This is a genomic window from Stenotrophomonas sp. ZAC14D2_NAIMI4_6 (genome assembly GCF_003086875.1).
Classification (GTDB): Bacteria; Pseudomonadota; Gammaproteobacteria; order Xanthomonadales; family Xanthomonadaceae; genus Stenotrophomonas.
Map to the genome: position 1 here is coordinate 4,016,239 of NZ_CP025996.1, position 15,965 is coordinate 4,032,203.

Sequence of the window (15,965 nt, forward strand, 5' to 3'; positions counted from 1 at the left end):
CTGCCTACTCCCCATTGCTGGCCGGTGCACCGGCCTGTTTCCAGTCAAATACCTGGGTCGTGCCCCCCGCACCCCCACCCAATGTCACCCGCACGCGTTGCGGGGTGAAGTCTGTCGGCAGCATGACGCTGCCGGTGAGCTGCTGGAAGTACCGGAACGAGTAATCCTGCCCCGGTACCTTGTTGCGCTGGTGCAGCTCATCCCAGCTGATCGTGGCCAGCTTGCCGTTCTTCACACCTTCCACCGTGAAGCGCATCTGCCCCTGGCTGATCGCGCCACGGTTGAGGTTCTGGGTCAGCACGGCGGTGTACTGCCAGGTGCCGGCCGATTCCGGGCTGAACTCGATGGAATGGGTGTTCAGGCCCTTGCGCTGGCTGGTGGAACCCACCAGGCGCTCGTAGAACGCCACGTCGGCGCGCAGCCCGGCGATCTCTTCATCGCGCTCGGCCAGCGACGACTGCACCTCGGTGTTGGCCGCGCGGCTGATCCGGTCCGACGCTTCCAGGGTGGCCTGCTTCTGGCGCACCTCGGTCAACTGGGCCTGCAGGGTCTCGGCGCGCTTTTCGGCGGCCTGCAGGCGCTGGCCCTGGGCATCGCGCGGCGCGCCCAGCCAGCAGCCCCCCAGCACGGCCAGCACCAGGCTCAGCAGCCAGATACCGGCCAGTATCAGCAGGCGACGGCGATCGAGCGGCGGTTGTGATGCACCCGGCAGGCGAACCTGCACACGCATGGGAGGGCGGTTGTTCATGGGTAGTCTCCGGGGCATCGCATTGGCAACACCGTCACGGCCCCTGTGGCAAACGACGGGCTAGTGTAAGTCAGGAACGGCGGGATTCCTCTGGGGCGGCCGCCAGCGGCCAGTGGTGTTCAGGCACGCCATCGCCGATAGTGTGGCACCCCGCACAGTTCCGCCGCCGGAGTCCGCCATGACCGAAGCCCACCTGTTCGTGATCGGCATCCTGCTGGCCTGGCTGGCCGGCATCCGCGTCTACCTCACCGTGTTTGGCGTTGGCCTGGCCGGCCTGCTGGGCTGGGTGGACCTGCCCCCGGCCCTGCAGGCCACCGAATCGTGGTGGGTGCTGGGCACCTCGGCGGCGCTGGCCGCGGCCGAATTCGTCGCCGACAAGATCCCCGGCGTCGATTCGATCTGGGACCTGCTGCAGACCCTGGCCCGTGTGCCCGCGGGCGCCTTCCTGGCCGCCGCCACGCTGTCGCCCGACGGCGATCTGGGCACCGGTGCGCTGGTGGCCGGCGCCGGCGTCGCCCTGGCCAGCCATGGCCTGAAGGCCGGCACCCGCGCCCTGTTGAACACCTCGCCGGAACCGGCCAGCAACTGGATTGCCTCGGCCGCCGAAGACACCGTGGTGATCGGCGGTCTCGCCCTTGCCCTGGCCCACCCGTGGATCGCGTTGATCGTGGTGCTGGCCTGCAGCCTGGCCGGTGCCCTGCTGGTGTGGCTGGTGTGGCGCACGCTGTGGAAGGGCGTGCGCTGGCTTGCCCGTGCTGGCGGCAGCGCCGGCAGCGGGCCCGCCCGCGCAGGATGACGGCTGGCCTTGCCGCATAATGGCCGTGAACATCAGGAGCCCCCATGGCCGCAAATGAATTTCCCGCGGGCGCCCGCCAAGGACGCGCTGAAACCCCACCTGCCGACCACTGGCAGCGCTGGGCCACGCCCGACGCCGCGCCTGCCGTGGCGGTGGCCGCTCCGGCGCCCCTGGGCCTGGTGCAGGCCACTACCGAACACGCCGCTGGCAGCGAGCTGCCGGCACCGCCGCCGCTGCCGTTCCCGCCGCCGCAGGGCGAAGCCGGCAACAGCGACGCCGCACCGCCCCCGGCCGATTCGCCGTACCGCGTACTGATCGTCGAAGACGACCGCGCGCAGGCCCTGTTCGCACAGAGCGTGCTGCACGGCGCGGGCATGCAGGCGGTGGTGCTGGGCGACCCGGATGCCGTGCCGCAGGCCATCCGCGAACAGCGCCCCGACCTGATCCTGATGGACCTGCACCTGCCGGGCGTGGATGGCATGCGGCTGACCGCGATGATCCGCCAGCAGCCGGGCATGCAGCTGCTGCCGATCGTATTCCTCAGCGGCGATCCGGACCCGGAGCGCCAGTTCGAAGTGCTGGACTGCGGCGCCGACGATTACCTGAGCAAGCCGATCCGGCCGCGCCACCTGATTGCCGCCGTGGCCAACCGCATCCGCCGCGCCCGTGCGCAGGCCGCCACCCTGCCCGGCGCCAACGGTGCACCAGCCACCAGCAACCCGGAAACCGGCCTGCCCACCCGCCACCACGTGCTGCAGCAGCTGAGCGCCAGCCTGGCCCACCACGGCCATGGCGGCGTGTTCTTCATCGAGATTTCCAGCGCGCTGGGCCTGCGCGAACGCTACGGCTACGCCGCATTCGAACGGCTGATGGTGCAGGCCGGGCAGCGTCTGGCCGAAGCGGGCCATCCGCACCTGCTGGCGCGCCTGAACGACAACAGCTTCCTGCTGCTGGCCCGCGATGCCCACGAAGACCACCTGGAAACCCTGGCCGCCAACCTGCGCGAACAGCTGTCCGCGCGCGCCTTCGTGATCCGCGACGACGAATCGGTGCACCTGCGCGGCGTGGTCGGCTATGCGCCGCTGTCGCCCGGCTTCGACGATGCCACCAGCGCACTGGAAGCGGTGGAACGCACCACCCTGCAGGCACGACTGCTCAGCTCCGGCGTGGCCGGCCACGTGCACCGCCCCACGGTGAACGAGGAAGAGCACCTGGCCCTGCTGGAAGGCCAGCTGGAACTGGCCTACCAGCCGATCGTGGCGGTGGCCGGTGGCGGCAGTGCGCAGTACCAGCTGCTGCTGCGCCTGCGTCAGGAAGACGGCACCGTGCTGACCGCCGGCCAGGTGATTCCCGCTGCCGAAGCGGCCGGGCGCATTGCCGACCTGGACCAGCAGGTGCTGGAACATGCCATGGGCCTGCTGGATCTGTACCGCCACGCCACCCACCCGCTGAACCTGTTCGTCTCGCAGTCGCTGCGTACCCTGCAGCGCGATGCCTTCGCCGATTGGCTGCTGGAATCGCTGCAGCAGCGCGACCTGCCGGGCAGTGCGCTGGTGATCGACGTGCGCCTGCCCGATGCGCTCATCCATACCGTGCCGCTGCAGCAGTTCTGCCAGCGCATGGCCAGCGCCGGCGTGCGCTTCTGCCTGAGCCAGTTCGAACCCGGCAGCGAAGCCGATGCCCTGCTGACCCAGCTGCCGCTGGCCTTCGTGCGCATGGCCGCGCGTTTTTCCAGCAGCCATTCCAACCCGGGCACGCGCGAGGAACTGCGCCGTGCGATCGAACAGGCGCATGCCGCTGGCCTGCAGATCATCGGCCAGCAGATCGAAGACCCGCAGGCCGCGGCGGCCATGTGGGTGGGCGGCGTCGATTACATCCAGGGCAACATGGTGCAATCGGCCGGCAGCGACCTGAACTTCGACTTCCAGAACGCGGTGCTCTGAGTGCCGCTGACGGTCGCGCTGCTGGCGGCGCTGTGCCTGGCCGCCGTGGCTCTGGCAGTGCTGGGCCTGCGCCTGCGGGCGCGCGGCCGGCAACTGGCCGCCAGCCAGCGCGAACGCACCGTGCTGGCCAGCGAACGCGACCAGCTGCGGCGCACCACCGAACGCCAGGGGCAGCTGGAACACCAGCTGCTGCAGGCCAAGCAGGCCGCCGAAGCCGCCGTGCTGGCCAAGGGCGAATTCCTGGCCACCATGAGCCACGAAATCCGCACCCCGCTCAACGGCATCCTGCCGATGCTGGAACTGATCGCGCGTGGGCCGCTGGGCGAGGACCAGCGGCAGATGCTGGCCACCGCATCGGCCAGTTCGCAGCAGCTGCTGCGCATCGTCGATGACATCCTGGATTACTCGCGGCTGGAAGCGCAGGCGCTGGAACTGGAAATCACCACGTTCAATCTGCGCGAACTGCTCGATGGCGTGGTGCAGCTGATGCAGCGCGCCGCCGAATCGAAGGGGCTTTCGGTAAGCCTGCAGCTGGACCCCGCGGTGCGCCTGTCGGTGCGTGGCGATCCGGTGCGGCTGCGCCAGGTGCTCAGCAACCTGCTGGCCAATGCCATCAAGTTCACCGCGCGCGGCCACGTGCAGCTGCGCGTGCAGCGGCTGGGCGAAGGCCCGGCGCAGCACCAGCTGCGGTTTGAAGTGATCGATACCGGCATCGGCATCGACCAGGCCCTGCAGGCGCGTCTGTTCCAGTCCTTCAGCCAGGCCGATGCATCGACCACCCGCCTGTATGGCGGCACCGGCCTGGGCCTGGCCATCTGCAAGCGCATCATCGACCTGATGCACGGCCAGATCGGCGTGCAGTCCACGCCCGGCCATGGCGCCACGTTCTGGTTCGAGATTCCGCTGTTGAAGGTGCCCGGCGACCTGCCGGCATCGGCCCGCGGCCCGGCCGCGCTGCTGCTGTACAGCGCCGACCCGCTGCTGCAGGCGCGGGTGGAACGCATTGCCGTGCACCACGGCCTGCAGGCGCAGGCGCTGTCCGATCTGGAGGCGCTGGTGCAGCGCCTGCGCAGTGCGCCGCGGCCCGGCCAGCCGGCGCCGGCATGGCTGCTGGTGGATGCACGCCAGCGCCGCCAGGGCGAGGCCACGCTGCAACGCGCCCTGGCCGAGCGCGGCGACGACGACGCGATGCAGGTGCTGTGGCTGCAGGATGACGCCGCGCCCGCGCGGCCGCGCCAGCAGCAGCTGCCCGCCGCCTTCACCGACGCCGCCCTGCACACCCTGCTGGGCGCGCCCATGGCCAGTGCGCGGCCCGCCCCGCTGCTGGCGGCCGACGCCGGCGTGCCGCTGCCCACGCTGCCTGCGCTGGGGCTGCAGGTACTGCTGGTGGAAGACAACGCGGTGAACCGCATGGTGGCCGAGCAGCTGCTGAAGGTCTTCCAGTGCCAGGTACGCAATGCGGCCGACGGCGAACAGGCGCTGGCGGCCATGCGCGCCGGTGGCATCGACGTGGTGCTGATGGATTGCCAGATGCCGGTGCTGGACGGCTACAGCGCCACCCGCCACTGGCGGCACGAAGAAGCGCAGACCGGCCAGGCCCGCCTGCCGATCATCGCGATGACCGCCAACGCCATGGCCGGCGATCGCGAGCGCTGCCTGCAGGCGGGCATGGATGATTACCTGTCCAAGCCGATCGACCGCGAAGCCCTGCACGCGCTGCTGCAGCGCTGGGGCGGCACACCCGCACGCGTAGAGTCGAGCTTGCTCGACTGCGATCAACATGACGATCAACAGGGCGATAGTCGAGCAAGCTCGACGCTACCGATCGAGGCGCCAAGCGCATCGCCGCAGCCGGTGCTCGACCGCAGCGTGCTGGAAGAACTGCAGAGCGTGATCGGTCCGGCCGCGCTGCAGATCGTGGCCGTATTCCTGGAAGATGCGCCGCTGCTGGTGCAGCAGTTGCAGCAGGCCGCGCAGGGCGAAGACATCGAGCGCCTGCAGGCGCTGTCGCACAGCCTCAAATCATCCAGCGCCAATGTCGGTGCGCTGTCTCTGTCGGCCGTGGCCACGCGCATCGAGCGAGAAGCCCGCGGCGGCACGCTGCAGCGCCCCGCCGTGGCGGTGGCGCTGCTGGTGGCCGAATTCGCCCGTGCGCGCGTGGCGCTGACCGGCTACCTGGGCCAGCACCGGTAACCGGTAGCGTCGAGCTTGCTCGACTGCCTTGGCCCCTTGGTAGAGTCGAGCAAAAACAGTCGAGCATGGCTCGACTCTACAAACGGTCGGTGGAGCAGTCGAGCAAGCTCGACTCTACAAACCGCGGGTAGAGCAGTCGAGCAAGCTCGACTCTACGCTGCGGGTTCCATCACTCTTCCAGCTTGCTCAGCAGGTACTTCGGCTCGCCGATGCGCTCGATCAGGTCCAGCTGGGTTTCCAGCCAGTCGATGTGCTCTTCTTCCGAATCCAGGATCTTCACGAACAGCTGGCGGCTGACGTAGTCACCGACCGAATCGGCATAGGCCACGGCGTCGCGCAGGGTGACCACGCCGTCGCGTTCCAGCGACAGGTCGCACTGCAGGATCTCGGTCGGGTTTTCGCCGATGCGCAGCTTGCCAAGCGCCTGGAAGTTCGGCAGACCTTCCAGGAACAGGATGCGGTCGGCGAGCATGTCGGCATGCTTCATCTCGTCGATCGATTCCTTGTACTCGTGCTCGGCCAGTTCCTTGATGCCCCAGTTCTTGAGCATCTTGGCGTGCAGGAAGTACTGGTTGATCGCGGTCAGCTCGTTGTAGAGGACCTTGTTGAGGAATTCGATGACCTTGGTGTCGCCCTTCATGGGGATGCTCCTGCACGCTGAAAACGCGGGCACTGTAACCCCTTGCGCGCGAGCGTGAAGGAACGCGAATCGTGCGCATTGGCCAGTGCAGCCAGCAGCGAGTCAGAAGGGGGCGCGGCGTCAACGCCGCGCGAAGGCGGATCAGGCCGCCTGCAGGCCCAGCACGGGCAGCGGCAGGTCGTGCGTGGCCAGCGCCTTGGCCAGCAGGTCGCCGGCCATGTCCAGGCAGGAACCGCAGGTAGCGCCGCAACCGGTACGCATGGTCAGCTCGCCCACCGACGTGACGCCCTGCGAGGCGGCTTCACGGATCTGGTGGTCGGTAACACCATTGCAGATGCAGACGTACACGGGCAGGAACCAGGCTGACAGGCCGGAAGCGGCCTGGTGGCTATTCCAATGCAAACGAGAATGGTTGTCAATCAATGACCTGAACCATTCTCGCTACCGTTCAGGCCACTAGGTGGCCGGACCGTCGCCCTGGGCCTTCTTCGGCCAGTACCCGCGGCTGCGCGGGCGCTTGCGTGGGCGGTCATGGCCGGCGGCCTGGCCGGGCATCCAGGCCTCGGCCGCGCTCTTGGGCATGGAAGTGACCCCCTGCCCCGCCACCCCGCGTGCCAGCGGCGCCAGATGGCGCAGGGCACGGGCGTAGACGCCACGCTTGAACATGACCACGTGTTCCACCGGGTACCAGAAATCGACCCAGCGCCAGTGGTCGAACTCCGGCGAGTCGGTGTGGTCCAGCCGCACGTGCGATTCATCGCCAGTCAGGCGCAGCAGGAACCAGACCTGCTTCTGACCAATGCAGACCTGCCGTTCATTGCGGCGGATGGCCCGCGCCGGCAGTTTGTAGCGCAGCCAGCCCGGTGTCGCGCCCAGCACTTCCACGTGCTCGGGCAGCAGTCCGGTTTCTTCCTGCAGTTCACGATACATGGCTTCGACGGGGGTCTCGTCGGTGTTCATTCCGCCCTGCGGGAACTGCCAGCCATCCCGGCGCACACGTCGTGCCCAGAATACCTGCCCGTCCTGCCGCATCAGCACAATGCCGACGTTCGGTCGATAGCCGTCCGGATCGATCACGATGCGGACTCCTAAGAAAATCTACTGGCTGGGACTATCCCATGACGCCTGTCAGGCCACAAGCACGTTACAAAGGTGTTGACAGGCCCAGTACACATGCGCAGAATAGCGGGCTCACCAAGGCTATGTAGCTCAGCCGGTTAGAGCACAGCACTCATAATGCTGGGGTCGGTGGTTCGAGTCCACCCATAGCCACCACATTGAAGTTGTTTTTCAATGTGAAAAATGTGAGAATAGCAGTTCGCGACATTGCCCCGTCGCCAAGCGGTAAGGCACCTGACTCTGACTCAGGCATTCGGTGGTTCGAATCCATCCGGGGCAGCCAAATTAGAAAAGAAAAGGCCTGATCGAAAGATCAGGCCTTTTCTTTTGCGCGCGCATCACTGGGGGGGCAGCGCCTTTTCCTGCGGAAAAGGATCCGACCCCCAATCCCCAGAACGACAAAAGCCCGGCCGAAGCCGGGCTTTTGCGTTTCCAACCAGCGGGCTCCCGAAGGAGCCCAACCAGGCGCAGTGGATCAGCGCTTGGAGAACTGGGTGGCGCGACGGGCCTTGTGCAGACCGACCTTCTTACGCTCGACTTCACGGGCGTCACGGGTCATGAAGCCAGCCTTGCGCAGCTCGGACTTCAGGGTTTCGTCGTACTCGACCAGTGCACGGGCGATGCCCAGACGGATCGCACCGGCCTGGCCGGTGGTGCCGCCGCCAGCGGCGGTGACCAGGATGTCGAAGCTTTCGGTGTTCTTGGTCAGCTCGAGCGGCTGGCGCACGATCATGCGCGCGGTCTCACGACCGAAGAACTCGTCCAGCGGACGGCCATTGACGGTGATGTTGCCCGAACCCTTGCGCAGGAACACGCGAGCGGTGGAGGACTTGCGGCGGCCAGTGCCGTAGTTTTGAGTGATAGCCATGATTAGATATCCAGAACCTGCGGCTGCTGTGCGGCGTGCGGATGCTCAGTGCCGGCGTAGACCTTGAGCTTGCGGTACATCTGGCGACCCAGCGGGCCCTTCGGCAGCATGCCCTTCACGGCGATCTCGATCACGCGCTCCGGGTGGCGCTCCAGCGCCTGTGCCAGGGATTCGGTCTTCAGGTTGCCGATGTAGCCGGTGAAACGGTGATACATCTTGTCCTGCAGCTTCTTGCCGGTGACGGCAATCTTTTCTGCATTGATGACGACCAGGTAGTCGCCGGTATCAACGTGGGGGGTGTAGACCGGCTTGTGCTTGCCGCGCAGACGGCGGGCCAGCTCGGTGGCGAGACGGCCCAGGGTCTTGCCCTCGGCGTCGACGAGGTACCAGTCGCGCTGGACGGTCTCGTTCTTGGCAGTGAAAGTGCTCATGAAGAACTCTAGGTTAGGTCGGGCTCATTGCGGCGAAAGGCTCGCCGGAACTCTGCCACGCGTTGTGAAAAGGTGAAGCGTAAGAGGCGGGATTGTACGCACCCGGCCTGCCCGGTGCAAGCGCCCCCTGCCCTGGGTTGGCAGGGCCCGGGCGCCGGGCGAGAATCGCAGGTCTCCCTGCCCCACCCGTGCTGCCATGACCGCGCTCCGCCAGACCACCCCGCTGGACCACCTGCTGACCGAGGCGCAGCGCGCCCTGGACACGGTGTTCGGCAACCCGCCGGCCGCCCGCCCCTACCCGGCCGCGGACACCGACGAACCGGGCATGGACCGCGCGCAGCGGCGCCATGCCGCCGGCCTGATGCGCATCAACCACGTGGGCGAGGTCTGCGCGCAGGGCCTGTACTTCGGCCAGGCTGCCGTGGCCCGCGATCCGGCCACCCGCGAACACCTGCTGGAAGCGGCGCAGGAAGAAACCGACCACTTGGCCTGGTGCGCCACCCGCCTGGGCGAGCTGGACAGCCGGCCCAGCCTGTTCAACCCGCTGTGGTACGCCGGCAGCTACACCATCGGCACCCTGGCCGGGTTGCGCGGTGATGGCTGGAACCTGGGCTTCGTGGTGGAAACCGAGCGCCAGGTGGAAGCCCACCTGGACGAGCACCTGGTGGACCTGCCGCCGGGCGACCTGCGCAGCCGCGCGGTCATCCAGGTGATGAAGGAAGACGAAGCCCGGCACGCCGAGCACGCCGAACAGGCCGGCGCCCGCCGCCTGCCGTTCCCGATTCCAGGCGCGATGGCGCTGGCATCGAAGGTGATGAAGACCATCGCCTACCGGCTGTAGGGAACCCGCCGGGGTCGGATCCCTTTCCCAAGGGAAAGGGCTCTGACCCCTGACGGTCCGTGATCCATGATGGGGTCAGAGCTCTTTTCCCGTGGAAAAGGGATCCGACCCCGTCAATCAATTGGGCGACACCAGCTTCAGGCCGATCACGCCGGCCACGATCAGGGCCACGCAGCCCAGCCGCGCCGGCGAGGCGCTGTCGTTGAACAGGAAGATGCCCAGCACCGCCACACCCAGCGCGCCGATACCGGTCCAGATGGCGTAGGCCGTGCCCACCGGAATGCTCTTCATCGCCTGGCTCATCAGGTACAGGCTGATCAGCGCCGAGACGACGGTGGCGGCGGTGGGCAGGGGCTTGCTGAAGCCTTCGGAGTACTTCATTCCAATGGCGAAGCCGATTTCGAACAGGCCGGCCAGCAGCAGATAGATCCAGGGCATGGGTGGGGTCCTTACCTTGTTGAACAAAAACGAAACGGCCCGGTGTCTGCACACCGGGCCGTAGGTCGGTACATCGCCGTGGAACCACTGATTGCGCAGCATTCGGTTCCACGGGGCGGGTCGTCCCGCCTGGGTGGGCGGTGCCATCGGGCACCGCGCACGGGTGTTACTCGGACAGATTGCGGCCGTGGAACAGCTCTTCGATCTCGCGCTTGAGCAGCGCTTCGATCTTCATGCGTTCCTTGAACGACAGGTTCTTGGCCTTTTCCTCGAACAGGTACTGGTCCAGGTCGAAGTCCTTCAGGTGCATCTTCGTGTGGAAGATGTTTTCCTGGTAGACGTTGACGTCGAACATCTCGTAACGCGACTTGATGTTCTTGGCCAGGAAGTTCTGGATCGAGTTGATCTTGTGATCGATGTAGTGCTTCTTGCCCTTCACATCGCGGGTGAAGCCACGGACGCGGTAGTCCATGATCACGATGTCCGATTCCAGGCTCTCGATCAGGTAGTTCAACGCCTTCAGCGGCGAAATGACGCCACAGGTAGCCACGTCGATGTCGGCGCGGAAGGTGGCGATGCCTTCCTGCGGGTGCGTTTCCGGATAGGTGTGCACGGTGATGTGCGACTTGTCCATGTGCGCGACCACGGCATCGGAGATCAGCTCCTTGCCGGCCTGCTTCTTGTCGATCACCGGTTCTTCGGAGATCAGGATGGTCACCGAGGCACCCTGCGGATCGTAGTCCTGGCGGGCCACGTTCAGGATGTTCGCGCCGATGATCTCGGCGACATCGGTCAAGATTTGAGTCAGCCTGTCGGCGTTGTACTCTTCATCGATGTATTCAATGTAACGCTGACGCTCCTCTTCGGTGCGCGCGTAACACACGTCATAGATGTTGAAGCTCAGCGCCTTGGTGAGGTTGTTGAAACCCTGCAACCTCAGGCGAGGCAACGGCTTGACCACGGCGGTCGATTCCTGTGTGAGATGGGAAAGGGGGAATTATGGGGCAAACTGCCCGCCGGGGGAACGTGAAGGGCTCACGCATCTGGCACACTATTTGCCCTTAACAGGTGCGCTGGTTAAGCTCCGCCATCGAACCCGTGAATCCGTTCATGCGCAGAGGGAGCGCCCCTATCGTGTCAACCGTGCGCCTAGCTAGCAGCCCATTGGCCTTGGATATCGCCACCATCGATCGCTTCTTGGCGCACAGCCATCGGCGGCGTTACCCCACCCGTACCGACGTTTTCCGCCCCGGGGACCCGGCGGGAACGCTGTATTACGTCATCAGCGGCTCCGTCTCGATCATGGCCGAGGAGGATGACGACCGCGAACTGGTGCTGGGCTACTTCGGTGCCGGCGAGTTCGTGGGCGAAATGGGCCTGTTCGTGGAATCGGACCGCCGCGAGGTGATCCTGCGCACCCGCACGGCCTGTGAACTGGCCGAGATCAGCTACGAACGCCTGCACCAGCTGTTCCTGGGCCCGCTGTCGGCCGACGCCCCGCGCCTGCTGTACGCGCTGGGCCAGCAGATCTCCAAGCGCCTGCTCGACACCAGCCGCAAGGCCAGCCGCCTGGCCTTCCTGGACGTGACCGACCGCATCGTGCGCACCCTGCACGATCTGGCCCAGGAACCGGAAGCGATGAGCCACCCGCAGGGCAGCCAGCTGCGCGTTTCGCGCCAGGAACTGGCCCGCCTGGTCGGCTGCTCGCGTGAAATGGCCGGCCGCGTACTGAAGAAGCTGCAGACCGACGGGTTGCTTCATGCCCGCGGCAAGACCGTGGTGCTGTACGGCACCCGTTGAGCACGCCCGGTGGGTGCGGACCTTGGTCCGCACACCATCGCACGCCCCGCACATGTGCATCCGCTAGGCTCGGTCCATGGAACTGAGCAGCGAATTCTGGTGGTTCATCCTCATCGGCCTGGGCGCACAGCTGGTCGATGGCGCGCTGGGCATGGCGTTTGGCCTGGTGTCGTCGTCGGTGCTGCTGGCCATGGGCATCCCGCCGGCGCAGGCCAGCGCGGCCATCCATACCGCGGAAGTGTTCACCACCGGCGCGTCCGGTGTGTCGCATCTGGTCGCAGGCAATGTCGATAAACGCCTGTTCTTCCGCCTGGCCCTGCCCGGTGCCCTGGGCGGCGCGGTGGGCGCCTATGTGCTGACCCAGCTGCCGGGCGACATCATCCGCCCGCTCATCTACCTGTACCTGCTGGTGCTGGCCATCCTCATCCTGGCACGTGCGGCCGGGCGCTGGATGCCCAACGGCGAGATCCGCCGGGTTCCGGTGCTGGGCTTCTTCGCCGGCTTGCTGGACGCCAGCGGCGGCGGTGGCTGGGGCCCGGTGGCCACCTCCACCCTGCTGGCCCGCGGCGGCCAGGCGCGCACCACCATCGGCACGGTCAACGCCGCCGAGTTCGTGGTGACGGTGACCATTTCGGCCACCTTCCTGCTGTCGATGGGCCTGCAGCACCTGCAGATCGTCGCCGGCCTGTTGATCGGCGGCATGATGGCCGCGCCGGTGGCGGCGATCCTGGTCAAGCGGGTGAAGGAACGCTGGGTGCTGGTGGCGGTGGGCGTGCTGGTGCTGGGCATCAGCCTGTTCCAGATCGGCCACGCGCTGGGCGGTTATCTGGGGCGCTGACGGCCCGCGCCTGTTCCGGTAGCGCCGGGCCATGCCCGGCGGCTCTTCGTGAAAAGCAGTCGAGCATGGCTCGACTCTACAACAGACGCCGGTCAGGCCTTGTCGCCGCCGCGGTCGACGCAGCCCCAGTTGAGGATGCGGGTACCGGCCGGAAGCACGCTGCGGAAGAAGTCGACCTTGGAGCGCTTCGGGTTCACCACCACCGGCGCCTTGGCGGCCAGCAGCAGCGGCAGGTCGGCGGTGCTGTCCGAATAGGCGATGTCGATGTCGCCATAGCCGCGCTCGCGCAGCATGCGCATCTTCTCTTCGTTGTGGCAGTGTCGGGTCGGGCCGACCCCGCCCAGGCGCGGGCCCACTTCAGTGCCGATCACCGGCACATCCTGGTGGGCCACGAAGGCCAGAATGGCACGGGCCAGCTCCGGCGGTGCGCCGGTGGCCACCACCACCCGGTCGCCCTTGGCGCGGTGCGCGGCGAATACTTCCAGCGCCTGCGGCAGCAGCTTGGCGCGCATCTGCTGCTCGTTGCGGATCACGTAGGCGTCGATCACCCGGTTGAACTCGCGCGCCCGGTGCAGGCCGAAGCTGCCGATCCACACGTAGACCGAAATGCCGGTACGGCGGGTCGGCAGCATCGCCACCAGCGGCCCGGCGATCGGCGTGACCAGCAGCGCGGCCAGCATGCGCAGCGGATTGCGCTTGATCAGCGAGGCGAACAGGTGGGTGCCCGAATCACCGTCGTAGAGAGTGTGGTCGAAGTCGAAAACGACCAGCGGCGCATCCTCGCGCGGCGTTGGATAGTGCGTTGTCATGCCCCGAAGAATAGCTGACGCAGACCCTCACCCGGTTCTTCCACGCGCATGAAGGCCTCGCCCACCAGGAACGCATGGATGCCGGCGTCGCGCATCAGGGCCACGTCCTGCGGGCCCAGGATGCCGCTCTCGGTCACCAGCAGGCGGTCGCGCGGCACCGCCTTCTGCATGTCCAGGGTGGTCTGCAGCGAGACCTCGAAGGTGCGCAGGTTGCGGTTGTTGATGCCGATCATCGGCGCCGGCACCTGCAGCGCGCGCTCCAGCTCGTCAATGTCATGCACTTCCACCAGCACGTCCATGCCCAGCGACAGCGCCAGTTCGGACAGGGTGGCCAGCTGGGTGTCGTCCAGCGCGGCCACGATCAGCAGGATGCAGTCGGCGCCCAGCACGCGGGCCTCGTACACCTGGTAGGCGTCGATCACGAAGTCCTTGCGCAGCACCGGCAGCGTGCAGGCTTCGCGGGCCTGCTGCAGGTAGGCATCGGCGCCCTGGAAGAAGTCCACGTCGGTCAGCACCGACAGGCAGCTGGCGCCGCCGAACTCGTAGCTGACGGCGATATCGGCCGGGCGGAAGTCGGGGCGGATCACGCCCTTGGACGGGCTGGCCTTCTTCACCTCGGCAATCACCGCCGGGTCGCCGTTGGCCACCGCCGCCTGCAGCGCGCGCACGAAGCCGCGCACCGGGGGGGCACTGGCCACGGCCGCCTGCAGCGCCTCCAGCGGGCGCTGGGCGCGGCGCTGGGCCACTTCTTCGGCCTTGCGGGCCAGGATCGTCTGCAGGATGTCGCTCATCGTCGTCGCTTCGGTACTGGGGCGGTGAGGACGGCCATTATCGGCCATCGGGTGGGTCAGGCTGAACCGCGCGCTCAGGCAACCAGCGCGCGGGTGGTGTCAACGTACTGCTGCAGGCGCTGGCGGGCACTGCCGTCGGCGATGGCGGCACGGGCACGGGCCAGGCCGTCGCCGATGTCGCTGGCCACGCCGGCCACGTACAGCGCTGCGCCGGCATTGAGCGCGACGATGTCCAGCGCCGGGCCGGCCTGGTTGTCCAGCACCGCGCGCAGCATCTGGATCGACTGCTCCGGGCTGTCCACGCGCAGGTTGCGGCTGGCCGACATGGCAATGCCGAAGTCTTCGGGGTGGATCTCGTATTCGCGCACCTTGCCGTCGCGCAGCTCGCCCACCAGGGTGCCGGCGCCCAGCGAGATCTCGTCCATGTTGTCGCGGCCCCAGACCACCATGGCGCGCTCGGTGCCCAGCTCGCGCAGCACGCGCGCCTGGATACCCACCAGATCGGGATGGAACACGCCCATCAGCACCGACGGTGCGCTGGCCGGGTTGGTCAGCGGGCCGAGGATGTTGAAGATGGTGCGCACGCCCATCTCGCGGCGGACCGGCGCGACCACCTTCATCGACGGGTGATGGATCGGCGCGAACATGAAGCCGATGCCGGTCTGCTCGATCGCCGCGGCCACCTGTGCCGGCTGCAGTTCGATGGCCGCGCCCAGCGCTTCCACCGCATCGGCGCTGCCGGATTTGGACGACACGCTGCGGTTGCCGTGCTTGGCCACGCGCGCGCCGGCGGCGGCCGCCACGAACATCGCGCAGGTGGAAATGTTGAAGGTGTGAGAACCATCGCCACCGGTGCCGACGATGTCGACCAGGTGGGTGGTATCGGCCACCGGCACCGCCAGCGCGAATTCGCGCATGACCGTGGCGGCCGCAGCGATCTCGTCGATGGTTTCCTTCTTCACCCGCAGGCCGGTGAGGATGGCGGCGGTCATCATCGGCGAAACATCGCCGCGCATGATCTGCCGCATCAGGTCGACCATTTCGTCGAAGAAGATCTCGCGGTGTTCGATGGTGCGTTGCAGGGCTTCCTGGGGGGAGAAGCTCATCGGAATGCTCCTTGGATCAGGCCGCCGGGCGCTGCAGGAAATTGCGCAGCAGGGCGTGGCCGTGTTCGGTGAGGATGGATTCGGGGTGGAACTGCACGCCTTCCACCGGGAACTGGCGATGGCGCAGGCCCATGATCTCTTCGATCGAGCCGTCCTCGTTCTCGGTCCAGGCGGTTACTTCCAGCGCGTCGGGCAGGCTGGTCTTGTCCACCACCAGCGAGTGGTAGCGGGTGGCCTGGTAGCGGTCCGGCAGGCCGGCGAACACGCCCTTGCCTTCATGGCGGATGGGCGAGGTCTTGCCGTGCATGATGTTGCCGGCGCGGATGACCGTGCCGCCGTAGACCTGGCCGATGCTCTGGTGGCCCAGGCACACACCGAGGATCGGCGTGGTCGGGCCCAGCCGCTGGATCAGCTCCAGCGACACGCCTGCTTCATTGGGCGTGCACGGGCCGGGCGAAATGACGATGCGCTCGGGTTTCTGCGCGGCGATCTCGTCCACGCTCATCGCATCGTTGCGCACCACCTTCACTTCGGCACCCAGCGTCTGCAGGTACTGCACGAGGTTGTAGGTGAAGCTGTCGTAGTTGTCGATCATCCACAACAT

At 67.0% G+C, this 15,965-nt stretch carries 18 protein-coding genes and 2 tRNA genes; 8 read left to right on the forward strand and 12 right to left on the reverse strand.

Annotated elements, in window-relative coordinates; all coding sequences use genetic code 11:
- Positions 1–4: 4 nt before the first annotated feature.
- Positions 5–748, reverse strand: a complete 744-nt coding sequence (locus C1933_RS18160; protein WP_108754383.1) for a DUF6776 family protein — start codon at positions 746–748, stop codon at positions 5–7.
- Positions 749–926: 178 nt separating this feature from the next.
- Here C1933_RS18160 and C1933_RS18165 point away from each other — a divergent pair, with 178 nt between their 5' ends.
- Genes C1933_RS18165 through C1933_RS18175 form a run of 3 tightly spaced genes read left to right on the forward strand, consistent with a single transcriptional unit; the run spans position 927 to position 5,680 of the window.
- Positions 927–1,544: a DUF4126 domain-containing protein gene (locus tag C1933_RS18165; RefSeq protein WP_108751082.1), complete on the forward strand. Its 618-nt coding sequence runs from the start codon at positions 927–929 to the stop codon at positions 1,542–1,544.
- Between the two features lie 44 nt (positions 1,545–1,588).
- Entirely contained in the window at positions 1,589–3,487 is a 1,899-nt protein-coding gene (locus tag C1933_RS18170; RefSeq protein WP_108754384.1) for an EAL domain-containing protein, read from the forward strand.
- Positions 3,488–5,680, forward strand: a complete 2,193-nt coding sequence (locus C1933_RS18175) for a hybrid sensor histidine kinase/response regulator (protein ID WP_108754385.1) — start codon at positions 3,488–3,490, stop codon at positions 5,678–5,680.
- 169 nt (positions 5,681–5,849) lie between these two features.
- On the opposite strand, the gene bfr is transcribed toward C1933_RS18175, so the two are convergent.
- The 3 genes from bfr to C1933_RS18190 all read right to left on the reverse strand — a co-directional run bounded on the left by bfr (position 5,850) and on the right by C1933_RS18190 (position 7,397).
- Positions 5,850–6,320 (reverse strand): bacterioferritin, encoded by a 471-nt coding sequence (bfr, locus tag C1933_RS18180; RefSeq protein WP_108754386.1) that lies wholly within the window; start codon positions 6,318–6,320, stop codon positions 5,850–5,852.
- Positions 6,321–6,461: 141 nt separating this feature from the next.
- Positions 6,462–6,668, reverse strand: coding sequence for a (2Fe-2S)-binding protein (locus C1933_RS18185; RefSeq protein ID WP_057497541.1), 207 nt, complete (start codon positions 6,666–6,668; stop codon positions 6,462–6,464).
- A 108-nt stretch (positions 6,669–6,776) separates the two neighbouring features.
- Positions 6,777–7,397: an RNA pyrophosphohydrolase gene (locus C1933_RS18190; RefSeq protein ID WP_108751086.1), complete on the reverse strand. Its 621-nt coding sequence runs from the start codon at positions 7,395–7,397 to the stop codon at positions 6,777–6,779.
- A gap of 121 nt (positions 7,398–7,518) precedes the next feature.
- Between C1933_RS18190 and C1933_RS18195 the strand changes: the two genes are divergently transcribed.
- Positions 7,519–7,595 (forward strand) — tRNA-Met (locus tag C1933_RS18195).
- 52 nt (positions 7,596–7,647) lie between these two features.
- Positions 7,648–7,722 (forward strand) — tRNA-Gln (locus tag C1933_RS18200).
- A 192-nt stretch (positions 7,723–7,914) separates the two neighbouring features.
- Here the strand turns inward: C1933_RS18200 and rpsI are convergent.
- Complete coding sequence (gene rpsI, locus C1933_RS18205) at positions 7,915–8,307, reverse strand: 30S ribosomal protein S9 (protein ID WP_005411311.1); 393 nt, start codon at positions 8,305–8,307, stop codon at positions 7,915–7,917.
- Positions 8,308–8,309: 2 nt separating this feature from the next.
- On the reverse strand, positions 8,310–8,738 hold the full coding sequence (gene rplM, locus C1933_RS18210) for a 50S ribosomal protein L13 (RefSeq protein WP_005414692.1): 429 nt from the start codon (positions 8,736–8,738) through the stop codon (positions 8,310–8,312).
- 196 nt (positions 8,739–8,934) lie between these two features.
- Here rplM and coq7 point away from each other — a divergent pair, with 196 nt between their 5' ends.
- Positions 8,935–9,579: a 2-polyprenyl-3-methyl-6-methoxy-1,4-benzoquinone monooxygenase gene (gene coq7 / locus C1933_RS18215; protein ID WP_108754387.1), complete on the forward strand. Its 645-nt coding sequence runs from the start codon at positions 8,935–8,937 to the stop codon at positions 9,577–9,579.
- Positions 9,580–9,696: 117 nt separating this feature from the next.
- Here the strand turns inward: coq7 and sugE are convergent, their stop codons facing one another.
- Together sugE and speD are read right to left on the reverse strand one after the other, a co-directional pair.
- On the reverse strand, positions 9,697–10,017 hold the full coding sequence (sugE, locus tag C1933_RS18220) for a quaternary ammonium compound efflux SMR transporter SugE (RefSeq protein WP_108751088.1): 321 nt from the start codon (positions 10,015–10,017) through the stop codon (positions 9,697–9,699).
- 166 nt (positions 10,018–10,183) lie between these two features.
- Complete coding sequence (gene speD, locus C1933_RS18225; protein WP_006473908.1) at positions 10,184–10,978, reverse strand: adenosylmethionine decarboxylase; 795 nt, start codon at positions 10,976–10,978, stop codon at positions 10,184–10,186.
- A 149-nt stretch (positions 10,979–11,127) separates the two neighbouring features.
- On the opposite strand from speD, the gene crp reads away from it, so the two are divergent.
- Both crp and C1933_RS18235 read left to right on the forward strand, forming a co-directional pair.
- The gene (crp, locus tag C1933_RS18230; RefSeq protein ID WP_010482649.1) at positions 11,128–11,817 is read left to right on the forward strand and encodes a cAMP-activated global transcriptional regulator CRP; all 690 of its coding nucleotides are present in this window, start codon (positions 11,128–11,130) and stop codon (positions 11,815–11,817) included.
- Between the two features lie 76 nt (positions 11,818–11,893).
- On the forward strand, positions 11,894–12,655 hold the full coding sequence (locus C1933_RS18235) for a sulfite exporter TauE/SafE family protein (protein WP_108754388.1): 762 nt from the start codon (positions 11,894–11,896) through the stop codon (positions 12,653–12,655).
- 92 nt (positions 12,656–12,747) lie between these two features.
- Here the strand turns inward: C1933_RS18235 and C1933_RS18240 are convergent, their stop codons facing one another.
- From C1933_RS18240 to C1933_RS18255, 4 genes are all read right to left on the reverse strand, one after another.
- A complete protein-coding gene (locus C1933_RS18240) occupies positions 12,748–13,464 on the reverse strand; it encodes a haloacid dehalogenase-like hydrolase (RefSeq protein ID WP_108754389.1) in 717 nt (238 codons plus the stop codon).
- Positions 13,461–14,255: an indole-3-glycerol phosphate synthase TrpC gene (gene trpC, locus C1933_RS18245; RefSeq protein WP_108754390.1), complete on the reverse strand. Its 795-nt coding sequence runs from the start codon at positions 14,253–14,255 to the stop codon at positions 13,461–13,463. Before trpC ends, C1933_RS18240 begins: the two co-directional genes overlap by 4 nt.
- A gap of 74 nt (positions 14,256–14,329) precedes the next feature.
- Positions 14,330–15,361, reverse strand: a complete 1,032-nt coding sequence (gene trpD, locus C1933_RS18250) for an anthranilate phosphoribosyltransferase (RefSeq protein WP_108754391.1) — start codon at positions 15,359–15,361, stop codon at positions 14,330–14,332.
- 16 nt (positions 15,362–15,377) lie between these two features.
- A complete protein-coding gene (locus C1933_RS18255; RefSeq protein WP_108754392.1) occupies positions 15,378–15,965 on the reverse strand; it encodes an aminodeoxychorismate/anthranilate synthase component II in 588 nt (195 codons plus the stop codon).

Excerpts from the sequence above, each read along its gene's own strand:
- bfr (WP_108754386.1), bottom strand. The coding sequence starts at position 6,320 with ATGAAGGGCGACACCAAGGTCATCGAATTCCTCAACAAGGTCCTCTAC.
- trpC (WP_108754390.1), bottom strand. The coding sequence starts at position 14,255 with ATGAGCGACATCCTGCAGACGATCCTGGCCCGCAAGGCCGAAGAAGTG.
- trpD (WP_108754391.1), bottom strand. The coding sequence starts at position 15,361 with ATGAGCTTCTCCCCCCAGGAAGCCCTGCAACGCACCATCGAACACCGC.
- C1933_RS18170 (WP_108754384.1), top strand. The coding sequence starts at position 1,589 with ATGGCCGCAAATGAATTTCCCGCGGGCGCCCGCCAAGGACGCGCTGAA.
- C1933_RS18165 (WP_108751082.1), top strand. The coding sequence starts at position 927 with ATGACCGAAGCCCACCTGTTCGTGATCGGCATCCTGCTGGCCTGGCTG.
- coq7 (WP_108754387.1), top strand. The coding sequence starts at position 8,935 with ATGACCGCGCTCCGCCAGACCACCCCGCTGGACCACCTGCTGACCGAG.
- C1933_RS18240 (WP_108754389.1), bottom strand. The coding sequence starts at position 13,464 with ATGACAACGCACTATCCAACGCCGCGCGAGGATGCGCCGCTGGTCGTT.
- crp (WP_010482649.1), top strand. The coding sequence starts at position 11,128 with ATGCGCAGAGGGAGCGCCCCTATCGTGTCAACCGTGCGCCTAGCTAGC.
- C1933_RS18235 (WP_108754388.1), top strand. The coding sequence starts at position 11,894 with ATGGAACTGAGCAGCGAATTCTGGTGGTTCATCCTCATCGGCCTGGGC.
- rplM (WP_005414692.1), bottom strand. The coding sequence starts at position 8,738 with ATGAGCACTTTCACTGCCAAGAACGAGACCGTCCAGCGCGACTGGTAC.
- C1933_RS18160 (WP_108754383.1), bottom strand. The coding sequence starts at position 748 with ATGAACAACCGCCCTCCCATGCGTGTGCAGGTTCGCCTGCCGGGTGCA.
- sugE (WP_108751088.1), bottom strand. The coding sequence starts at position 10,017 with ATGCCCTGGATCTATCTGCTGCTGGCCGGCCTGTTCGAAATCGGCTTC.
- rpsI (WP_005411311.1), bottom strand. The coding sequence starts at position 8,307 with ATGGCTATCACTCAAAACTACGGCACTGGCCGCCGCAAGTCCTCCACC.
- C1933_RS18255 (WP_108754392.1), bottom strand. The coding sequence starts at position 15,965 with ATGTTGTGGATGATCGACAACTACGACAGCTTCACCTACAACCTCGTG.